The organism is Microbacterium phyllosphaerae (assembly GCF_050628115.1).
In the GTDB taxonomy this organism is placed as follows: domain Bacteria; phylum Actinomycetota; class Actinomycetes; order Actinomycetales; family Microbacteriaceae; genus Microbacterium; species Microbacterium phyllosphaerae_A.
This window is the reverse complement of sequence record NZ_CP192502.1, coordinates 792,505-811,372: the sequence shown is the minus strand read 5'-3', so window position 1 is coordinate 811,372 and position 18,868 is coordinate 792,505. Positions and strand designations below refer to the sequence as shown.

Annotated in this window: 10 protein-coding genes; 6 read left to right on the top strand and 4 right to left on the bottom strand. The window is 63.4% G+C overall.

Translation table 11 applies throughout. The features are described from left to right. Positions 1 to 26 precede the first annotated feature (26 nt). From ACQ4LY_RS03615 to ACQ4LY_RS03590, 6 genes are all read left to right on the top strand, one after another. Positions 27 to 1,508, top strand: a complete 1,482-nt coding sequence (locus ACQ4LY_RS03615; protein ID WP_431074613.1) for an FAD-binding oxidoreductase — start codon at positions 27 to 29, stop codon at positions 1,506 to 1,508. After that, positions 1,505 to 2,908: an FGGY-family carbohydrate kinase gene (locus ACQ4LY_RS03610; RefSeq protein ID WP_431074612.1), complete on the top strand. Its 1,404-nt coding sequence runs from the start codon at positions 1,505 to 1,507 to the stop codon at positions 2,906 to 2,908. The genes ACQ4LY_RS03615 and ACQ4LY_RS03610 overlap by 4 nt, the downstream gene beginning before the upstream one ends. Before the next feature lie 87 nt (positions 2,909 to 2,995). Then, positions 2,996 to 3,748, top strand: a complete 753-nt coding sequence (locus ACQ4LY_RS03605) for a GntR family transcriptional regulator (protein WP_431074611.1) — start codon at positions 2,996 to 2,998, stop codon at positions 3,746 to 3,748. Between the two features lie 164 nt (positions 3,749 to 3,912). Next, the gene (locus ACQ4LY_RS03600; RefSeq protein WP_431074610.1) at positions 3,913 to 6,759 is read left to right on the top strand and encodes an alkaline phosphatase family protein; all 2,847 of its coding nucleotides are present in this window, start codon (positions 3,913 to 3,915) and stop codon (positions 6,757 to 6,759) included. 488 nt (positions 6,760 to 7,247) lie between these two features. Then, complete coding sequence (locus ACQ4LY_RS03595) at positions 7,248 to 7,772, top strand: DUF1643 domain-containing protein (RefSeq protein ID WP_431074609.1); 525 nt, start codon at positions 7,248 to 7,250, stop codon at positions 7,770 to 7,772. Between the two features lie 101 nt (positions 7,773 to 7,873). After that, positions 7,874 to 9,220 (top strand): hypothetical protein, encoded by a 1,347-nt coding sequence (locus tag ACQ4LY_RS03590; RefSeq protein ID WP_431074608.1) that lies wholly within the window; start codon positions 7,874 to 7,876, stop codon positions 9,218 to 9,220. A 16-nt stretch (positions 9,221 to 9,236) separates the two neighbouring features. Here ACQ4LY_RS03590 and ACQ4LY_RS03585 read toward each other — a convergent pair whose 3' ends face one another. The 4 genes from ACQ4LY_RS03585 to ACQ4LY_RS03570 all read right to left on the bottom strand — a co-directional run bounded on the left by ACQ4LY_RS03585 (position 9,237) and on the right by ACQ4LY_RS03570 (position 18,543). Beyond that, positions 9,237 to 11,072: a hypothetical protein gene (locus ACQ4LY_RS03585; RefSeq protein ID WP_431074607.1), complete on the bottom strand. Its 1,836-nt coding sequence runs from the start codon at positions 11,070 to 11,072 to the stop codon at positions 9,237 to 9,239. After that, a complete protein-coding gene (locus tag ACQ4LY_RS03580) occupies positions 11,069 to 13,621 on the bottom strand; it encodes an ATP-binding protein (RefSeq protein ID WP_431074606.1) in 2,553 nt (850 codons plus the stop codon). Before ACQ4LY_RS03580 ends, ACQ4LY_RS03585 begins: the two co-directional genes overlap by 4 nt. An 888-nt stretch (positions 13,622 to 14,509) precedes the next feature. After that, positions 14,510 to 15,343, bottom strand: a complete 834-nt coding sequence (locus ACQ4LY_RS03575; protein WP_431074605.1) for a hypothetical protein — start codon at positions 15,341 to 15,343, stop codon at positions 14,510 to 14,512. Then, entirely contained in the window at positions 15,340 to 18,543 is a 3,204-nt protein-coding gene (locus ACQ4LY_RS03570; protein ID WP_431074604.1) for a hypothetical protein, read from the bottom strand. The genes ACQ4LY_RS03575 and ACQ4LY_RS03570 overlap by 4 nt, the downstream gene beginning before the upstream one ends. Between the last annotated feature and the right edge of the window lie 325 nt (positions 18,544 to 18,868).

Below are 18,868 nucleotides of genomic sequence, written 5' to 3'. Positions count from 1 at the left end.
CTCTCTACGAACAGGACATCACCCTCATGGTTGCTTCACGATCCGCCCTTTCACGCGACGAGATCGTCACCCGACTCGGCAAGCTGATCGGCTCCGCCAAAGTCGACACCGACCCGCACGAGCTGCGGGAGGCGAGCGTCGATCGATTCAAGAAGTACACGGCTGTGCACGACATATTCGATGGTCCGATCCCGGCGGCCATCGCGTACGCCGAATCGACGGACGACGTCGTCGCGATCCTGCGTTTCGCCGACGAGAACCTGATCAACGTCGTCCCTCGCACGGGCCGCACGGCGACCGAGGGAGGGCTCGAGACGATCGTCGACGACACGATCGTGCTCGACGGTTCGCGCATGAACGCGATCCTCGAGATAGATCCGGTCGACATGATGGTGACGGCGCAGTGCGGCGTGCCGCTGCAGACGCTCGAAGACGCTCTTCGCGCGCAGGGCCTCACCACAGGGCATTCGCCGCAGTCGAAGCCCCTCGCGCAGATGGGCGGACTCGTCGCCACCCGCTCGATCGGGCAGTTCTCGACCCTGTATGGCGGCATCGAAGACATGGTCATCGGCCTCGAGGCGGTGCTTCCCGGCGGTGACGTCGTGCGGATCAAGAACGTGCCCCGACGAGCCGCTGGCCCCGACATCCGCCACATCGTGATCGGCAACGAGGGTGCGCTGGCCGTCATCACCGAGGTCACCGTGAAGGTGTTCACCTACCAGCCGGAGAACAATCGTTTTCTCGGATTCCTCGTCGACTCGCTGCCGACGGGGGTCGCAGGCTTGCGCGACGTCATCGTCGCCGGCTACCGCCCCTCGGTCGCACGGACGTACTCGGAGGAAGATGCAGCCCAGCACTTCTCGCATTTCGCCGAGGGGAAGGCGGTCGTGGTCCTCGTCGCCGAGGGACCGAAAGGCGTGGCGGACGCGACGGCGGCCGGCATCGAAGCCATCTTCGCCGGCATCCCGCATGAGAAGGTCGACAGCGCGCTCATCGAGTCATGGTTCGACAACCTCAACTGGGGCCAGGAGAAGATCGACGCGGAGAGGCGGGAGATGCTGGAGAAGGCGCATCTCGGCTACACGACAGAGGTCTCGATCGACTGGTCGGGCGTCGAAGAGCTGTTCGAGTCGGTGATGCGGCGGGCGCGGACCGAGTTCCCGCGCGCAGCCGATCTGACGATGCTCGGTGCGCACTCCTCGCACAGCTACCAGACCGGAACCAACCTGTACTTCGTGTACGACTACGACATCAGCTGCGAGCCGCGCGAAGAGATCACCGAGTACCACGAGCCCCTCAACGCGATCGTGGTGGAGGAGGCTCTGCGCCTCGGTGGGTCGATGGTGCACCACCACGGCATCGGCAAGTACCGCACGCCGTGGACCCACGAGGAGCACGGGACGGCGTACTCGCTGCTGCACACGCTGAAGGAGGGACTGGATCCGAACGGCATCATGAACCGCGGAACCATCTACCCGCTCGATGACGCCGAGGTGATCCCCGCGTGACTGCGCCGGCTGCGGGATTCGTCGTCGCGATCGACAACGGCTCGCAGAGCACCAAGGTCCTCATCGTCGACGAGGCGGGGGCGGTGCATGCGAGCGCACGTGTGCTGCTGAGGCCGTATGCCTCTCCAGCGCCGGGGCGGTGGGAGCATCCGGACGACGACCTGTGGGACTCGATCGTCGCCGCGCTGCGGGCAGCGATGGGCGAGTTCCGTGGCGATCCGGCAGAGATCCGAGGGGTGGGCCTCTGCACCATACGATTCTGTCGGGCCGTGCTCCGAGCCGACGGGCATCTTGCCCAGCCCGTCATGAGCTGGATGGACGAGCGAGTTCCGCGGGCGTATGAACGCGAGACCGACGACGCCGTCTTCGTGACCACGTCCTCGGGGTACATCGGTCATCGGCTGACGGGGGAGCGGCGGGATGCCGCGGGCAACGTGCAGGGCGTCTGGCCGGTGGACACCACTCGATGGACGTGGAGCGCGGATGCCGAGGATTACGTCCGCTGCGGCATGGACCCGTCGATGCTGTTCGAGCTCGTCGCCCCCGGGGAATCGCTCGGCACGGTGACGCCAGAGGCGTCCGCCGTCACAGGACTGCCGGTCGGCATCCCCGTGATCGCCACCTCGAACGACAAGGCCGTCGAGGCGCTCGGAGCGGGGCTGCGAGCCGAGGGCGATGCGCTGCTCTCGCTCGGCACCTATGTAGCCACCATGACGCCGGGCCGTGAGGTGCGTCAGAGCGACGCTTTCTGGACGAACTTCGCTGCTGAACCGCAGGGGTATCTCTATGAGAGTCACGGCGTCAGGCGTGGCATGTGGACCGTCAGCTGGTTCCGCGATCTGCTCGCCTCACCGTCAGGGGGATACTCCGAGACAGACCTCAACCTCGGCGCCGAACTCGTGCCGCCAGGGTCGGGCGGTCTGTTCGTCGCCCTCGACTGGTTGGCGTCCGTCGATGAGCCCTGGAGGAGGGGCGCGATCGTCGGATTCGATGGAACCCAGGGCCGATTCCACGTCTACCGCGCGATCCTCGAGGCGCTCGCGATCGAGACGTCGCTCGCGGATGCGCGCGCTCGCGGGGCTCTGGGGCGACCGCTCGGCGGTCTGATCGTGACAGGCGGAGGCAGCGCCTCCGATCTGATGCTCACCATCCTCGCCGCCGTCTACGGCGTCCCGGTGCGCACCCCTGCGGTCTCCGATGCGGCGGGAATGGGGGCGGCGATCACGGCCGCAGTGGCTACGGGGTTGCACCGATCCGCTGACGAGGCGGTGGCTTCCATGGTGCGGATCGACAAGCAGGTCTCGGTCGACCCGAGGCTCAGGGAGTCGTACGTGGCGGTGGCGAAAAGATACGCCACCGTGCTTCCCCGTGTTCGTGAGCTCTTCGCGGGAAGCGACTAGACGAGAGGGGCCGCCGTCCCGGACTCGCTGCGACAGGGCAGAACGGACCTCCGATCGCGCGTCATGAAGCCGCGGTAGCATTCGGGCGTGGCTGCTGCGGTGTACGACAAGATCGCGGACGAGATCCGCGCCCAGATCGCCAACGGCGACCTCGCCCCGGGCGACCCCGTTCCGACCGAGGCAGAGCTCGCGCAGCGGTGGGCGACGTCGCGCGGTCCTATCCGCAACGCCCTGGCGGCGCTGCGTCAGGAAGGGCTCATCGAGACTTCGCGGGGCCGGCCCGCGCGAGTGGCGACGCGCAAGGCCAACCAGGCCGTGGATGTCTCGATCCCCTTCACGCGGTGGGCGCAGAATATCGGTGCCGTGCCAGGCGCCCGCACTCAGGAGCTCAGCATCCGGCGTGCAGACGCCGACAAGGCGGCACTGCTCAACATCGCGGTCGGTGACCCCATCGTCGACGTGCTGCGATTGCGACTCCTCGACAACCGGCCGACCATGCTCGAGCGCCTGACCTATATCGAACCCGTCGGGCGCCACCTTTTCGGAGTCGACCTCGACAGCATCTCGATCACGGAGCATCTCGGCGAGAAGGGCTTCGGATACGCGGGGGTCGACCACGAGATCGACGCCATCGCGGCCGACGAGACCGACAGCGACCTGCTCCGAGTGGCTCCCGGCACTCCCGTCCTGCGCCTCCGACGTATCTCGTATGACTCGGAGGGGCGCACCTTCGAGGCCTCGGATGACCGCTATCTCAGCGACCAGGTGCGCTTCACGGTGTCTGCATCGGGGCGCTCCCGGCAAGGCGACGCATACGTGCGGCCGCTCGGCTCTGCCTGAACCCCGCCACCGTAGTCCGGCCCGTTGCGCACACCCCGGCGTAACCCACATGTGTCGACAACTCCGCCCAGTCGGACGTAACTTGTTTGCCTATGTTCATCGGCTGGACCGGCAGATGTTGCTTGGCGTGGAAAAGCTGATCGCACCGACCTGAAAGGGAAACCATGCGATCTCACCGATACCGCCTCGCCACCGGAGTCGCGGCGTGCCTCACCGCCGCGCTCATACTGCCTTCTCACCCGGCCTTCGCGCACGACTCCGCCGACGAGCAGTCGGCCGACGCCGTCTTCTCCGAGAACTTCGACTCGCTCGGCTCGTCGCTGCAACCCCGCGCGGACGAGACCCACATCCCCATCTCCACGCTCGGCTTCACGCCGACGGCTCCCGACGGATGGACGGTCAGCAACGCCGCCTCTATGGGCGCGAAAGGCAAGGCCGAGTGGCGCGGGTGGACGTTCGCGACCCCGACATTCTGGGCGGCGGCGCAGGGAGGGCAAGGCCGTGAGGACTTCTCGAAGGGCTCCGGAGTCGTAGCCGTCGCTGACAACGACGAGTGGGACGACGGAAACAGCCCCGGCGAGCAGTTGTTCGCGAGCACGCTGACGTCGCCGACGATCCCCGTCGTCGGCGGCAGCACCGTTCACATCAACTTCGACTCGAACTATCGGCAGACCGGTCCGCAGGTCGCCGCGCTCGAGGTGTCCTTCGACGGCGGTGCACCGCAACGCCTCTTCGAGTACAGCACTGCGGTGCTCGGCGATCAGACCTATCTGCAGGACAGATTCCTCACGCAGCCGGTCGCCGTGCCGGCCGGGGCGACCTCGATGACGGCGAGCTGGGTGATCGAGCAGGCCACCAATGACTGGTACTGGGCCATCGACGACATCACGGTCACGAACTCGACTCCTGCGGATGCCGAGTCTCCGCTGCCCCCTCCCGGTCCGCAGCCCTCGGATGTCCCCGACGGCATCAGCGATCGCAAGGTGCTGTTCGTCGACATGGACGGTGTGCGGTTCGACAAGCTCGAAGAGTACGCCACCCCGAACATCGATGCGCTCGCCGCAGCCGGTCAGATGGGCGTCGGCTACATGCAGGACAACGCACTCGGGCCAACCGTGTCGGGGCACGGCCATGCGAACCTGCTGTCCGGCGTCTGGGTCGACAAGCATCAATCGTTCGACAACAACTTCGTCGCTCCGAACATCGAGGCGTACCCCGACGTACTGACTCGGCTCGAGCAGGTCGATCCCGGCTACTCGACGTTCTCGACCGCGGACTGGGCGCCGCTGAATCAGCATCTGATCCTCCGCCCCGACGTGAAGATCCAGCAGCGTGGCCCGTCGCAGGCGGCGACCGATGTGCAGAGCGTCGACGACGCGGTCGAGGTGCTCTCGACGCGAAACCCCGACGCGATGGTCGTCTACCTCCACAACCCGGATGCCGCCGGGCACACGTTCAACGTCGACTCGGCGCAGTACAAGACGGCGATCGAGACGGCAGATGCCCAGGTCGGCACGCTCGTCGATGCCATAGAGAGTCGCGCCACCTATGCATCCGAGGACTGGCTGATCGTCGCCTCCACGGACCATGGATTCACCGGGTACGGACATGGCGGTGACCAGCACGGCACGCGGATGGTCTGGACGCTCGCTTCCGGGGGTGATGTGCCCGCAACCGGTCAGGCGACGCGCGAGTGGCGCCAGGTCGACATCGCACCGACGATGCTGAATCACCTCGGTGTCGAGATCGACCCGAAGTGGGGGTACGAGGGTGTGCCGATCGGAACCGACTCCACCGACCCGTTCGATGGCGTGGCTCCTGTTCTCGGGGGCGTGGTGGATGAGCCGGCGAAGCCCTCGCACAGCGGCGGGTGGACGAAGCAGACGCCGGAAGGATGGGAGATCGACGAGCGCACCCCCGATGCGGGTGCGGCGGAGTACCGGGGATGGTCCCTGATGTCGGGCGAGTTCTGGGCGACCAGCGAGGAGGGCCAGGGGCGAGGTTCGTTCGTCCGCGGTCGGGATGTCATCGCTGTGGCAGATCCCGATGAGTGGAACGACCTGGGGGATCCCGCCGGGGCCGGAGCGCGATTCGACTCGACACTGCAGTCCCCGTGGCAGCCGGTCTCGGCAGGCGGCGCAGTGGACGTGTCGTTCGTGCACCACTACCGACAGCTCGACGCCAACGCCTCGCAGCATGCCGAAGTCGTCGCGCAGTACGACGACGGCACCGAGCAAATGCTATGGAGCCGCGATGCGTCCCAGGGGGCGCTGTTCGAGATCAACCAGCCGCTCACGCTCTCGACGACCGCCCCCGCCGGAGCAGGCTCGGTGCGTATCGGATGGCGTCTCGACAACGGTGGTGACAACGGATACTGGGCTGTGGACGCTCCCTCGATCCATGCGGAGCACACCCCGGCGCCGCCGACCGCGCCGGTGATCACGAGCTCGCTCGCCGTCGATTCCATCCTCCGGGGGATCAACGATGTGACGATGACCGTGACCGACGCGGCGCCGCAGGCGTATCACGCGCAGCTGTACACCTCGGCCGGGAATCAGGTTCCGTCGGTGAAGGGCTACCAGTACCAGCCCTCCGGGAAGACCCTCGCGCTCACCGGTATCGACACCCGCACGCTCGCCGACGGAAAGTACTATCTGCTGTTCTCGGCGAAGAGTCAGAACGGCACGTCCACTTCGCTGAAGGTGCCGTTCACGGTGGACAACACGCGGCCGGAGTTGTCGATCAACGTCGCAGACGAGGCCGTATCCGCATCCGCATCGGACGGCGTCGGTCTGAAACGCGTCGCCGTCAACCTTTACAACGCCGCCAACACCACCCTCGTGGCGGCGGTGGGGTCGACGCCGGCATCGACGGCGATCACCTCCGCCACCTGGCAGGAAGCCTGGTCTCTTCCCCAGGGCGTCGCATCGGGTGACTACGTGCTTCGCGCAAGTGTGATCGATGCCGCCGGAAACTCGCGCACCGTCACCCTCCCGGTGTCGATCCCGTAGTGAACGACCGCGACGGCCGGCCCCGATCGAAGGGGTCGGCCGTTGCTGGCGTTGCGGTCGGGTGGTCTGGTGGGGGTCGTCTTCTAGTTTGTCGGAAGCGCGGCCAGATGACACCAAGTGTCACGCGTGGAAGGGAGAAGGGGGGCGAACGCGACGTCTTTGACGTGACACTTTCTTGAAGGGCGCCCGATGTCAAAGGCCTTCGGCGGGGAGCGTCAGGGTCGATTGGAGGTGGATTGGAGGTGCCCGGGAACCGAGGGCCTTACTCGAATTCGTTGCGCGGCGATTCAAGCGTTCGTGAACTAGCCTCGATAGCGAACTGAGAGGCGACAGGACAGACCGGTGGCCGTTTGATTTTCAAGTAGATGCACACCTCCATTAGCGGGTTGCTGGTCGCGAGGCGGTGCGCTCCTGATGTCGGTTCCGGGGAGCGGGGCAGTCTTGGACGGGTAGCGTGAGAGCGATTAGTCAATCGCATCAAGGGGATCATGGGTCAACGATCAAGCGGCAGCCTTCACAAGAGTGAGCGGACTCTGGTTGCTGTCCTTGCCAATCCACGTCCGCGCGACGGCAGCCGCACCGAGAAGCGCATCGCGCTGGTGCGCGACGCCCTTGGATATGAACGTGCCGAGATCGTGAACCTATTCTCCCGAGCCAGCGAGAGCTCACGTGAAATCGCTGTTCTGGGTGTGTCTGCCGAAGGCTGGCGAGAAGCCCGGGTCAGCGTCTCTGAGGCGATCGCTTCGGCCGACAGCGTGCTTCTCGGCTTTGGCCTGATTCCATCGTCTCGTGAATCGAGGCCGCACCTTCGTGCGCAGCTTGAGTGGCTTCGCCACGAACTTCAAGTGCATGGCCATTTGCAGGTGTGGCAGGTCGGTGATCGACCACGGCATCCATCCCGGTGGCATCAGTACGTCAGCGATACTCACGGCCGCACGGTAGGAGGCACCTTCGAGCAACGCCTGAAACAGGTGCTTCGCACCGTCCCTCTCAACGATTGTCGGTGGGCATGACGGAATCTCCGGTCACGGTGCGCCCAGGGCATGCGGCGCGCCGCGCTGTCAGAGGCCAGCGGTAACTATGCTGATGTAGTGGCAGACGGAAGGGGGCCGGTATGAGCTCGGCCGCCGACGCTTCTTCGACATCCGTTCGCGAGCGACTCGTTGAGTTGATCAGCGCGCGCGAAGCCGCGTGCCCAGGTTACTGGGACTTCGCAGACTCTCCGCGACGTGGTGGTAGCCACGCTTTTTTCCAGTACCCGGCGATGATGGTGCCCGAACTCCAGGGGGCGCTCCTCGATGATCTCCTGACTGCGGACCCCACGGTGCGGCATGTATATGACCCCTTCATGGGCTCGGGGACCGTCCTCCTAGAATCGATCTACCGAGGGCTTGACTTCCACGGGGTCGACATCAATCCGATGGCTGCGCTATTGAGCACAGTCAAGTCCAACCCGCCAACGGAAGACATCGCGAAGGTGTCCGTAACAGCAGTCGTCTCTGAGGCGCGCGCAACCGTGGCGGAGGCGTACTCGTTTCCGAACGTCAGCAAGTGGTTCCAGCCGGAAGTGCACAAAGAGCTCTCCCAACTGCGCGTAGCCATTCTGGGAGTGTCTGACCAGAAGCTCAGGCAGTTCCTGTGGGTCTGTCTGGCGGAGACTATCCGCCTAGTGTCGAACTCGCGGACCTCGACCGTCAAGCTCCACTCCTACTCGCCCGAGGTTCTCGCCAGCCGTAAGCCGCAGGCGATCTCGATGTTCCAGACGATCGGACTAGCGAACGCGAAGCGTTCAGGAGACCATTGGGAACGCGTGCGAGCCAGGGACGCTGGGGCCGACACAGCTAGCCCGACGGTGAGGATCCAGCGATCGTCGATTCTTAGTGACATCATCGGTCCTTCGTCGACCGATGTAATCATGTCGTCGCCGCCATACGGCGACAACGACACGACAGTGACGTACGGACAGCACAGCTATCTCCCGCTGCGTTGGATTCCCTCGGACGACATGGTCGGCCCGTTCACCCCAGAGTTGCTCGCGTCGACCGCTCGTATTGACACTCTGAGCCTGGGTGGTTCGTTGGTCGGAGCGCTCCGTAGTCGCGCAAGCATCGCAGAGAAGTCCGCCTCGCTCGCTGGGTTCCTGACGAAAATCGAAGACCGGCCTGACCTCCTGAAGAAGGTGGTGTCTTTCTCGAAAGACTATGAATTGGCGCTGCAGCACGCGACGCGGGCCCTCAAGATCGGTGGTTTCAGTTTTTGGACCTTGGGGGAGCGGCGCGTGGGCGGATACGGCGTGCCTCTGGTCCGAATCACGGAGGAGTTCTTGAAGTTGTACGGGCACGAGACGGTGGCGGTCATCGACCGGGTTCTGCCGCAGAAACGCAAGCGGATGGCAGCGATGAACCAGAGTGGGAAGACGATGAGCGCTGAGCACATCCTGATCTCAGTTCGGACCCGCTAGAGCCCGGGATCCGCACCTACGGTTTGACGAAGCTGGAGTCAAAAGCTGGTCGGCCGTGGTAGTGAATTGCGACATCTGAGACACGCAGAGCGATCTCCGCCCGGACGCGGGCATGACGTCGAACTCCGAAGCGGATGTAATTGCCCTCAGCATCGATCTGAACGGTGGCGCCCGTCGTGTGATCGGTGGCGGCATTCGTAAGGTTGGCTGCCATCGCCGACAGGATCTGATCACGTTGCGTTGCCTCGGCAACGTCGTCGGAGACTTCCCTATATTTGCCGATGATCTCTGACGCCTGTTCCTGGAGAAGTTCCAGCCTCCTGAGCCAGCTGCGCGCCATTGGGCGGGATTCTTGATAGGCGGGCGCGATCAAACTCTCCCCGGTGACGTTGAACACGGTAGCGTCGAGTGCGGCGACGGGAACGACGATATCGAGACCGGCCCGAAAGTCCACGGCCCAGAGCTCGTCGGAGCCGGGGTCAAGATATCCGAGCGCATGTTTCGCTGGTGTGCTCTTCGCCCCAGGCTTGAGCCGTGTAAGAGGGGAAAGGGTCACAGACCTGAGCGCTGGCTCGCGTTTCCCAGAACCGCGCATTGAGAGATCGCAGGACTGACCGAGCAAGATGAAGTACTTGTCCTGGTTCCGTCTCGCCAGGGGCCGCAACGCGAAGATGTCGCCGACTTCGAGCGGAAGTCCGAGCCCGTTCACTGCGTTGATCGTCTCGAAGACGTCTTCGTGAAGCAGGGATCTGATCTTCGCGTGGTCTCGCTCCGCGTTCTGAAACGCTCCGATAGATCCGCCCTGCAGTGCGGCAAGATGTAGCGATGCGAATGCGGGGTCGCGGAGTCGCTCGGCAATCGCTCGTGAGTGGATCTTTTGCGCTAGTCGAACCGCTTGATCTAGCTCGAACGTGCCTTCATGTTGCGCAGCCGCGAAAGCTTCAACGATCGCATAGTCGCTAAGATCGTCGAACTTCTTGACCGCGACGACGGCTGCCTCCTCGAGCGCGCTCTTGGCAAGCTTGCGATATGCATCCAGCTCCTGCACCAGAAGGAGCGCTCGTAGACCGGCGGGGAGGAGCGGCACTGAACGAGCCCGGAACTTTCCAATCGCAGCGATCCGATGCGCATGTTTGGGGTATGTGGTGCGTAGTTGATCGGTAAGTGTCCGCTCCGCTACCTCGTCACCGGCGTGCCGCGTGAGCAGCCCTGCCCACACGCCGTCCCGATCGTCGTCGAGTAGCTCCGCAAGCAGTTGATCCCCGAGCTCGTCCGCTCCGTCGCGTTCGCGGGTAAAGGTTCGGTCGATGAGCACTAGGTAGCGGCGTCTGTCCGCCAACAGTTCACGCCAACGCGAGTTCCAGTCGGTCATCGAGAGCGGCAGATAGTCCACTGTTCCATCGAAGAGCTGCTGCAAGACGAGGTGAGCTTGCAAATCGTCAGCAATTTGTTCCCCCTCAACTGCTTCGTTGCGGTCCTGCTTCGCAATCCGGGTCAGGGCAAGTAGCTGTTCTTGCAGCTCGATCTCGAAGCCGTGCCAGTACTCGTTCACGAAGTCGGCGACTGCGTTGGAGTCCTCCTCATCGACCTCGGCGAATCCTTGCACCCCTGAAGAGCCGGCGAGCAGGTCGCGTGCCGCGGCGAGGAGTTCCGGCGCGGCCGCCATTGCTTCTGTGACTTCTTGAGCGGTGCCTGCGCCTCCGACGAAATGTGCGTCGTCAACCGAGATGACCACATCAATGTCCAGAGCTGACAGGAGGCTGCTGACACGCTCCTTCGCGACCGCGAGGTCGTCTACTTCTGTGGCCGAATCCGACGCCGGCGACGACTCCGCCCGTGTATCCTCGCTCATTCCGCATCCCCCCCGAGGTTGGAATCTCCCTCGATCAACGCCCGAAGATCGATCTCAAAGGTGTCGGCACGACCACTCTCGTTCCTGTGCTCGCCTAGCGCGATCGCACCACCTTCGGAGTCGAGAAGCTGCGACACCACGAACAATCCAAGCCCACGACCCTCGGTCGGCGGCTTCATCGTGACGAACGGTTCGAAGAGTGTCTCTTCGACAGACAGCTGAATGCCTGGGCCGTTGTCGCGGAAGATGATTCGCGGTGAATCAACGGTGATCGTGATTTGACCTGCCTCGATATGCTGCTGACGAGCATGCCTGAGTATCCAGTACTCGCTGTTCCTGATCAGGTTGTCGATCACCTGCATGAACTTTCCTTCGTTCACGCGGATGTTGAAATCCTGCTTGATTTTCACATCGAACTCGATCCTCACTGATCTCAATCGTGGCTCGTGGAACTCCACCGCCCCGAAAAGAAGCTCGCTAATCGAGTGGGTTGACCTCGTCTCTCTCCGGAACCGAAGCGCGGGGTTGAGCCGTGCAACCTGTCTGGTGAGTTCAGCGGACGATGCTCGGACATGCTCTGCGTAGGCGACGGGCCGAGCGTCGATGGGATTCTGTTTTCGCAAGTAGTCCAGAATCTGGTGGCTCCTTCCGCGGAGCCGGTCAGAGATCTGATCGACCTCATGTGCGAGAATCTCGGCGCTGAGTCCTAGAGCCACCGACTCCCAGGCGTTGGAGATTCGTTCTTCAGCGAGGTGGAGCTTTTCTTCCAACAAGGCAGCGGCGCCTCGAAGATCGTCGAGGAACCCCAGCACAGTGTCGACTTCGCGCAGCGCATCGCTGAGTTGCGACTGTGCGTCGCCAATTTGTGACGCTGCCTTGTCGACCGCGTCCCGAAGCTTTGGGTCGCTCCAGATCGACTGTGCCGAGTCATTTGCCGACGCGCTGAGGTCTGCGACGACCCGATCCAAGGCGCTGAGCATGCCTCGCGCGCTCTCGGCCCGCGTCCGTGATTTCAGTGCCTCCGAGGTGCGAGCCACGATGTGCTCACTGATATCACTCGGCGTCGCTGTGGCGCTGAGTTCTGAGGGAGTTGTGTGCTCGCGCGAGAAAGTCAGCCAGTTCCGTCTGACCAGCTCTTGTGTCTCTCGTGCAAATTTGACCACCTGGAGCATGAGCTGGTAGAAACCGCGCCAGGCCGGCGTGTCTCGGAACGCTTCTCGGCTAGAGGTCTCTTCGAGGGCTGCGTTGTCGCGGGCAGAGAGGTTTACGAAGCCTGCCGTGTTGAGCGGGCGTAGCCCATAGAACGAGGACGCGGTGGTTTGCTGCGCTGACAGACCCAGCCAGTCCTCGTCGAGACGAATCCCGAAGCCATCGCGGAACACTCGTATTCCTGCAACACTTCTCGCGAAGTCGCGCAACTCGCTGGCGCTGTCGAGAGCAGATTCTTCAGCTCTCCCGTAGTTGAAGGAGCTGATCTCGCCGCTGAACGGGCCCGGGTCGCCCGGATTGAACTTCGGGTCCACCGCGTCGTCGAATGCCATCTCTCGATGGAAACGTAGAAAGTACTTGTCGTCGCCCAGCTCGGCGCCGACGGCGTTCGCCCGCTTGGCATGCTCAGATAGCAGCCACTCACCGAACGCGTGTCCGTTGTCCGGTGCGAGGAGCTGTTGGAAGGTCGCGCCTTCCGCCGCAGAACGGCCGCGGAGCGCACTGACCTGAGTGCTGGCACGAATCTCAAGCACACCGTCTTTATAGCTGAACCTCAGAATGTTTGGTGCCGCATTAAGAAGTCGGCGAGCTTCGCGACGCATATCGACTTCAGCGCCGTTAATCTTGATGAACACTCGGAGTCCGGCGGCGTTCTCGTAGGGGGAAAGTATGGAAACTAACTGCTTCTGAAGGTCCAGTTCCCCGGAGCCCTCCCAGTAGCCTGGGTTTTTCAACCCGAGCACGGACACTGTCGTGCGAGTCCGTTGATCCGGAGCTGCCTCGGAGGAAACGGGGAGCGACACGGACGACAGATTCTCGGCATCGAAAAACGGTGCCCAATCGATCACAAGTTGGTGACGCACGTAGTAGCCCGATTCTTCCGCCACGGTAGTGAGTCCGACAAGCTGTCCCAGGCGTTGGACGCCGAGTCGTCCGAGTCCTTTGTCGCCCAACGGCGTTCGGTCTCGGGACGTTGTTAGCCCTTTCGCCTTAAAGATTCGCTTCTCACTGTTGGACACGGTGAGCCAGCCTCGCTTGATAGCATCGAGACTCATCCCGTGCCCGTCATCCTGGACCGTGAGCTTGCCCCGCACGGCCCCTGCGGCCGCTGCCGAGTTGTGCTCAAGCTGCTCGCCGCTGATTCGGTCGTACCAATGCTCGGTGTCGATGTCAACGCGCACTGTTTGCGCATCGGCGTCATATGAGTTCTTGATTAACTCGACGAGTGCCTGGGCATCATCCGTGATGAGATCCTCACCCAGCTTGAATAGAACTGACGGATGGACCTCGAAATGCAGCTCGGCGACCGTGGAGTCAGCGATGTTCTGAGGGTCAGACAACTGGTTCTCCGGACTCTGGTAGCGACTGAGCGTTTGGCATGCATGTCGATCTAAGCAGGTCGGACAGGTCCATCCCGATAGGCGAGACGCTGAACGCCCGTTCCCAAGCTGTTTCGCTAGCTAAGGTCGGCGGGGGGTTGGCCGCTGTGGGGTGGTGCTCGAGGCCCAGTGTGGAGACCCAGCGGTGAGTCACATACTGAGTGCCGGGGCGCCTCACTGTCGAAACGGATTGGACTGGCCAACCTCTCCATGAGCTAGACGGCACTTTGCCGGGACACTCTTCGACCGGCGGGCCGCGATTGCCCAAAGACGCCGCTGATGACCCACCCCGCAACGATCTGCCGATAGCTCGGTGTTGTTGCCAGCATGCCTTCGGCGCCGGTACGCGAGGCGTTGCAGCACGCGAAGACATGATCTCCTGTATCAGAGGGGGGTAGGGGAGGGCGCGGGGAGCAGCCCTCCCCCTCCTGGACTGGGGAGACCAGGAATCCGACGGGGAGGTGCCGGGCAGAAGCGCCCCCTGCGCTCCGTGCGTGTACTAGATCACGATGACCCCAAAACGTGACGCCAAAGGCTCTGAAACCCAGGATCGCATTTCCTGAGCATGAGTCGCATCTAGATCTGGTTCACTCTCACGCGCGGTGGCCCGGGCCACGTGTCCGGGAGCGGACATGACGCGTCGACACCGAGACGGCTGCCTCGTAGCCAGCCTCGGGTCAATCACCGTGTCGAACAGGAACCTCAACGCGATGTATCGCGCGGCCCAATAGGCGGTACGCCGCCGGCCAGATCTGTGCCGAAGTCAGTGCGACCGCTAGAAATGTGACCAGCAGACCGACGCAACGTAGAGCGATCTCCACTATCGAGCAATCGCATTGACCGGGTCGTTCAGACTGGCGGTTTTAGGGGGTTACTGGAATGCATCCCACTCCAGGCGCGTCGGAGTGCCGGAAGCAGGCGAGAACCCGTGAAACCGGCTGATTCCGCGCCGTGAGCTACCAGGAGGAGGGCGAATCCCCGTGGATCTCCGATGAGACTGAACTCGTCGAGAATGTCGCTATGCGGGATACTCAGGGGATCGAGGTTCATTTCCATCGCGACGACTGCGGCAATTTTTGTGCGGTCTAGCTGTGTGAGGGCAGTCTTGAGTTTGTAGTGACCCACGAAGCGTCGAACGACGGTTTCGACGCGTCTCTGCGGAAGGCCGTCGCGACCGATGTCGGCGAGAACGGCGCGAATCTCGCTCTCAGGAGTGTGCGCTTCATGGGTTCGCCACTCGGCTGGGCCAGAGTTGCTCTGGCCTACCCTGGCGGCGATGGCCTTCAGGGTCTCAAGCGCGGTTATGAGTTCGTCGAGCAGTGCGTCGAGCATGTCGTCGTCCGACGGCACCTCTGCGTCGGTCGGGACCGCGGCTCTCCATGCGAGGGCTTCACTAGCTCTGTTGAAGTCGGCGTGTTCATTGACGTGACGTTGGTCGTCGAGCAGCGTGACGAAAGCGTGGAGGGTTGCCTTCTGCGCGTACTCAGCGCGGGCAGTCAAGAACTGGAGGTCGTGCCGTAGCTTCTCCGTGTACCACGTCCAAACGGCGGTCACTGCGTCAGTGAAGGAGACCTTCTTCGCTCCGAACGTCGCTTGTGGGAAGGGGGCGCATCCGGTACCGACGGCCATACGCTTGCTGCGGTCCAGGTCGCCGACCAGTCCGACAACGCGTTCCAGCGTCATACCGACCGACCTCCGATTGGGCGCATGCGGAGGCGAATTGGGTCTGCAATCGGACCGAGGTAGTTGAAGCCGATGTGGAACGTCGGTACCGCCTCGCCCTTCGAGCGGTACGCATCCGGGGAGAAGCGCAATGGGACGAAGTCCACTTCGGTCTTGAGCTGGTCCACCCAGACTCGCCCCTTGCGGCCATCTGCCGATGCCCAGGCGACGCGACCTGTGAACTTCCGAGGGCGGCCCTCGCTGTCGCTGGCAAGGTATGCAAGGTGCACCCGTCGGCTGACGTCGAGGCCGAGCGAACCCAGTTCGCGGAACTCGGACTGAGACGCTGCGACCGAGCCGATGTGGAACAGCGTCAGGCCGTGAAGAAAAGCAATTCGGTACTGGTCGAAGGTCGCGGCACCGCGCAGCGTGTCAAGGAGCGTCAGGCACTCTCGCCACTCGCTTTCCGTGAAAGCGACCGTGTTCCGCTCTCCGCGCAGTAGTCGCTCACCGGTGCGCGCTTGCCAATACAAGTCGAGTATGAGCCGCGCACACTTCCAGTCCTCACGGATCGACGCGGGAGCCTCGAGGAGGACCTGCAGTGCGATCTTGACGCGCGCAGGATCGTTCGTGTTTCCCAGCGCTCGCACGGCCAAGAGGTAATAGGCCGCGGGGTCCTCCATCTGCATGAGCTCCTGCAGGAAGCTCGTTTCTAGTTCCTTGTGGCCGAGGAGCCCGGAGATCTCTGCTTGGCGGGCACGGTACTTCGCAAGCTGGCCCGTTGACAAGTCTTCGGGGTCGATCGAGTCGAGCGACGCCTTCGCGTCGGCGAGCAGTCCGACGCGCGCGGTGGTAGTCAGGCCGCCTGAGGCTACGGCGTCCTTTGCCGCCCACGCGAGCACATCGACCGGATAGATATTCTCGGGGTCGGCCGCGCGTGCGCGCATGACGGCATCGACGAGGCGCTCAAGCAGCGGTGCCAGCGCTTCGGTTGAGTGCGCGCCGTCCTCCATGCCAAGTTCGAACGCTTGCGAACCGAGGGCGGCCGCGAGTTCGACATAGAGGTTCAGTCTTGCTCGAGGCGAGTTATCGCTCTCCTCGAGCGTTCTATGAAGGAGGTCTTCCGACCCGCGAAGCCGCTCGATGCGCTCGTCTCGGGTCAGTTCATCTGAGCGCTGTGCGCGCTTGACGAACTCGCGAGTGAGATTCACTTCCTGCAGTACAAGCCGTGGATGGAGGATGCCGCTGCTTTCCCGTTGTGCGGCAAACGCATCCGCGAGGTCTCCGTACCACCGCGCGTACCGCCCCTTCTCAATACTCTGGGGGCCGATCTGGTCCATCAGATCTACGATGAACTGAATCTCGTCGCCACCAGTTCGCCCGTTGAACTGGGGTCGAACGTGGTGGATGAAGGACGTGACAACGTCAACCTCGGTGAGGTCCGTCAGGCTCTCGCGAGCGAGTAGTTCTGCCTCTAGGCGAGTGCGGACGCCGAGGAACTGATTTCCGTTCGCTTCTTCGGTCCACCTGAAGATGTCGAAGCGGCGGATGAAGTCGACGATCGCCGCTGAACCCTGGCGTCCCACGACACGAAGGGCGAGCTCAAGCGGGACGCTGAGGCCGCGCCGACCCGCTGTTAGGAGCATGGCGCTGAGCTGCTCGGTCGTACTGCGCTTTGCAAACTCAAGGTTTGCGAGCTCCTCCGCCGCATGGTCCGATGGTGTGAGAGTGTCGAGATGGAAGCCCGCGGCAACCAAAGCGGCAGCGACCGCCGTCATGCGGGCTTCTGGCTCCTGCTGCTTGCGTTCCCGGGCCAGTGACTCCATGCCGGATTCGGCCGCGCGCATCTCAAGCGCGAGACCGCGTCGTAGACCGGATTCCGTTTCGGGGATTGCTCGGTAGAGCATTGCCAGGATCGACGTGTCTGACTCTGGACTGAGACCCGGAAGTTCAATGCCGTAAGACTTTAGCCACGGGCGGTATGCTGCTGCCTCTTTCGCGTCGAGGTGGATCGGCGCCACCACCGTGTGGTCTTTGTCGGTGACTGCGCCGAGGTAGGTGCTCCCGACGATGAGTACCCGCTGCCCCCTCGCGCGGAGCTGTCGGTGCAATGCGAAGTAGTCGTCGACGTCGACCATCCCATCCCACACGAGGACGGACTTCAGGCCGGCCACCTCTTCTGCCCAGATGCTGTACGCCTCGACCTCGGACGCGATCGGGCGATCACGGCGCCTGGATTGATGAAGCACTGCGACGTTGCCGGACCTAGCCAGAACCTGAGCGAGCCACGCGAGGGCGAGGCTTTTGCCGGTCGCAGTCTGACCCTGAAGGATGATCGGAGCCACCACTTCGGGATCGTCGAGTGCGGCTTCGACGACTTTGAGTAGGCGTGTTTCGTACGATCGCGCAAGCTTCATCTCGCTCGCGATTGCCCGCCATGGAGGCGCTCCTTCCGGCGAACCAAGGAAGGTCCGGAATCGCTGGTAGGTGAGCGCCTCGGAGGCGTGCGCATATGGTTCGAGCAGCTCAAGGTCGACGGGCCGCGCAGTCCCGACGATCCGGTTCCATGTCGCGACATCTATTGGAACGAAGCCGGAGCCGGCGGGGATGAAGCGCGACGAAGTTACTCCGCGACCCGCGGAGTCGCGGAGCAGGCCCTTCTCGGTCGCCGCCTCGAGAAACTCGCCGAGTGATTCTGTGTGCGTGGTGAGTACGCCTTTGCGGGCGGCGGCATTGATCAGCGGATCCGCAGCGGTTGCCTCGCTGATCGAGAATAGGTGAACCTGGCCAGTCCCCAACCGGCTTGCGAAGTTGTAAAGATCTTGTGCGGACAACCAGTCTTGGGGCGTCCACTCGTCGACGAGCACAACGCCTTTCGGAGTGATGAAGCTTGTCGCGAGAGACGACAGGGCGTCGGACGCCCTGCGCTGTGCGTCGATCCATCCGATCTCGTCGGTCGGTGGCTGTTCATCTGCCGGAAGCCCACGACCGCCGAAAAGATATCTGACCTGGAGTTCTGTGGTGGAACGTGAGCCTCGGCTGTCTTGAGATGCGGTCGGGATCACCCGTCGCCAGTCCGCTTCCAGCCACCCGCTTAGCGCACTGTCGATGCGGGTTGTCAGCACCGTGTTCCAGGGGATCGAGGCGACAACGTCGAAGGCGTCGGGGCGTGGGCGTCCGTCCGTCGCTCGGTCGAACGCCTCGAGATCGGCCGTGCGCACAGTCGGGACGCGACTCGCGGAATCCGGAGTTAGCTCTTCCGGGAAGTGCTCGGACTCGTCGGGGGAAATGTCCGCCAGGGGCGTTCGCAGGAGCCCTTGGCCAAGCAGCAGGAACCGTGGCCCTGCATTTAGGCGCACCAACAGGTCTCTATCGTTCACCACTCGGTTCCCTTCCGCTCCTGCTCTGCACCCTACGGGAACAGAGGCCTGGCGTCTTGCGAAGGCTGCGGCCGGGCCCAAAGTCGGCTACTCCGAAGCCGGGAATCGCGCGCCTGGGCGGCGGCAGTGACAAGGAACCGCCAGTCGTCCTGCCGGAGCGCGTGCT

Coding starts and splice junctions, on each gene's coding strand:
- ACQ4LY_RS03600 (WP_431074610.1), top strand. CDS start 3,913: ATGCGATCTCACCGATACCGCCTCGCCACCGGAGTCGCGGCGTGCCTC.
- ACQ4LY_RS03590 (WP_431074608.1), top strand. CDS start 7,874: ATGAGCTCGGCCGCCGACGCTTCTTCGACATCCGTTCGCGAGCGACTC.
- ACQ4LY_RS03595 (WP_431074609.1), top strand. CDS start 7,248: ATGGGTCAACGATCAAGCGGCAGCCTTCACAAGAGTGAGCGGACTCTG.
- ACQ4LY_RS03615 (WP_431074613.1), top strand. CDS start 27: ATGGTTGCTTCACGATCCGCCCTTTCACGCGACGAGATCGTCACCCGA.
- ACQ4LY_RS03575 (WP_431074605.1), bottom strand. CDS start 15,343: ATGACGCTGGAACGCGTTGTCGGACTGGTCGGCGACCTGGACCGCAGC.
- ACQ4LY_RS03585 (WP_431074607.1), bottom strand. CDS start 11,072: ATGAGCGAGGATACACGGGCGGAGTCGTCGCCGGCGTCGGATTCGGCC.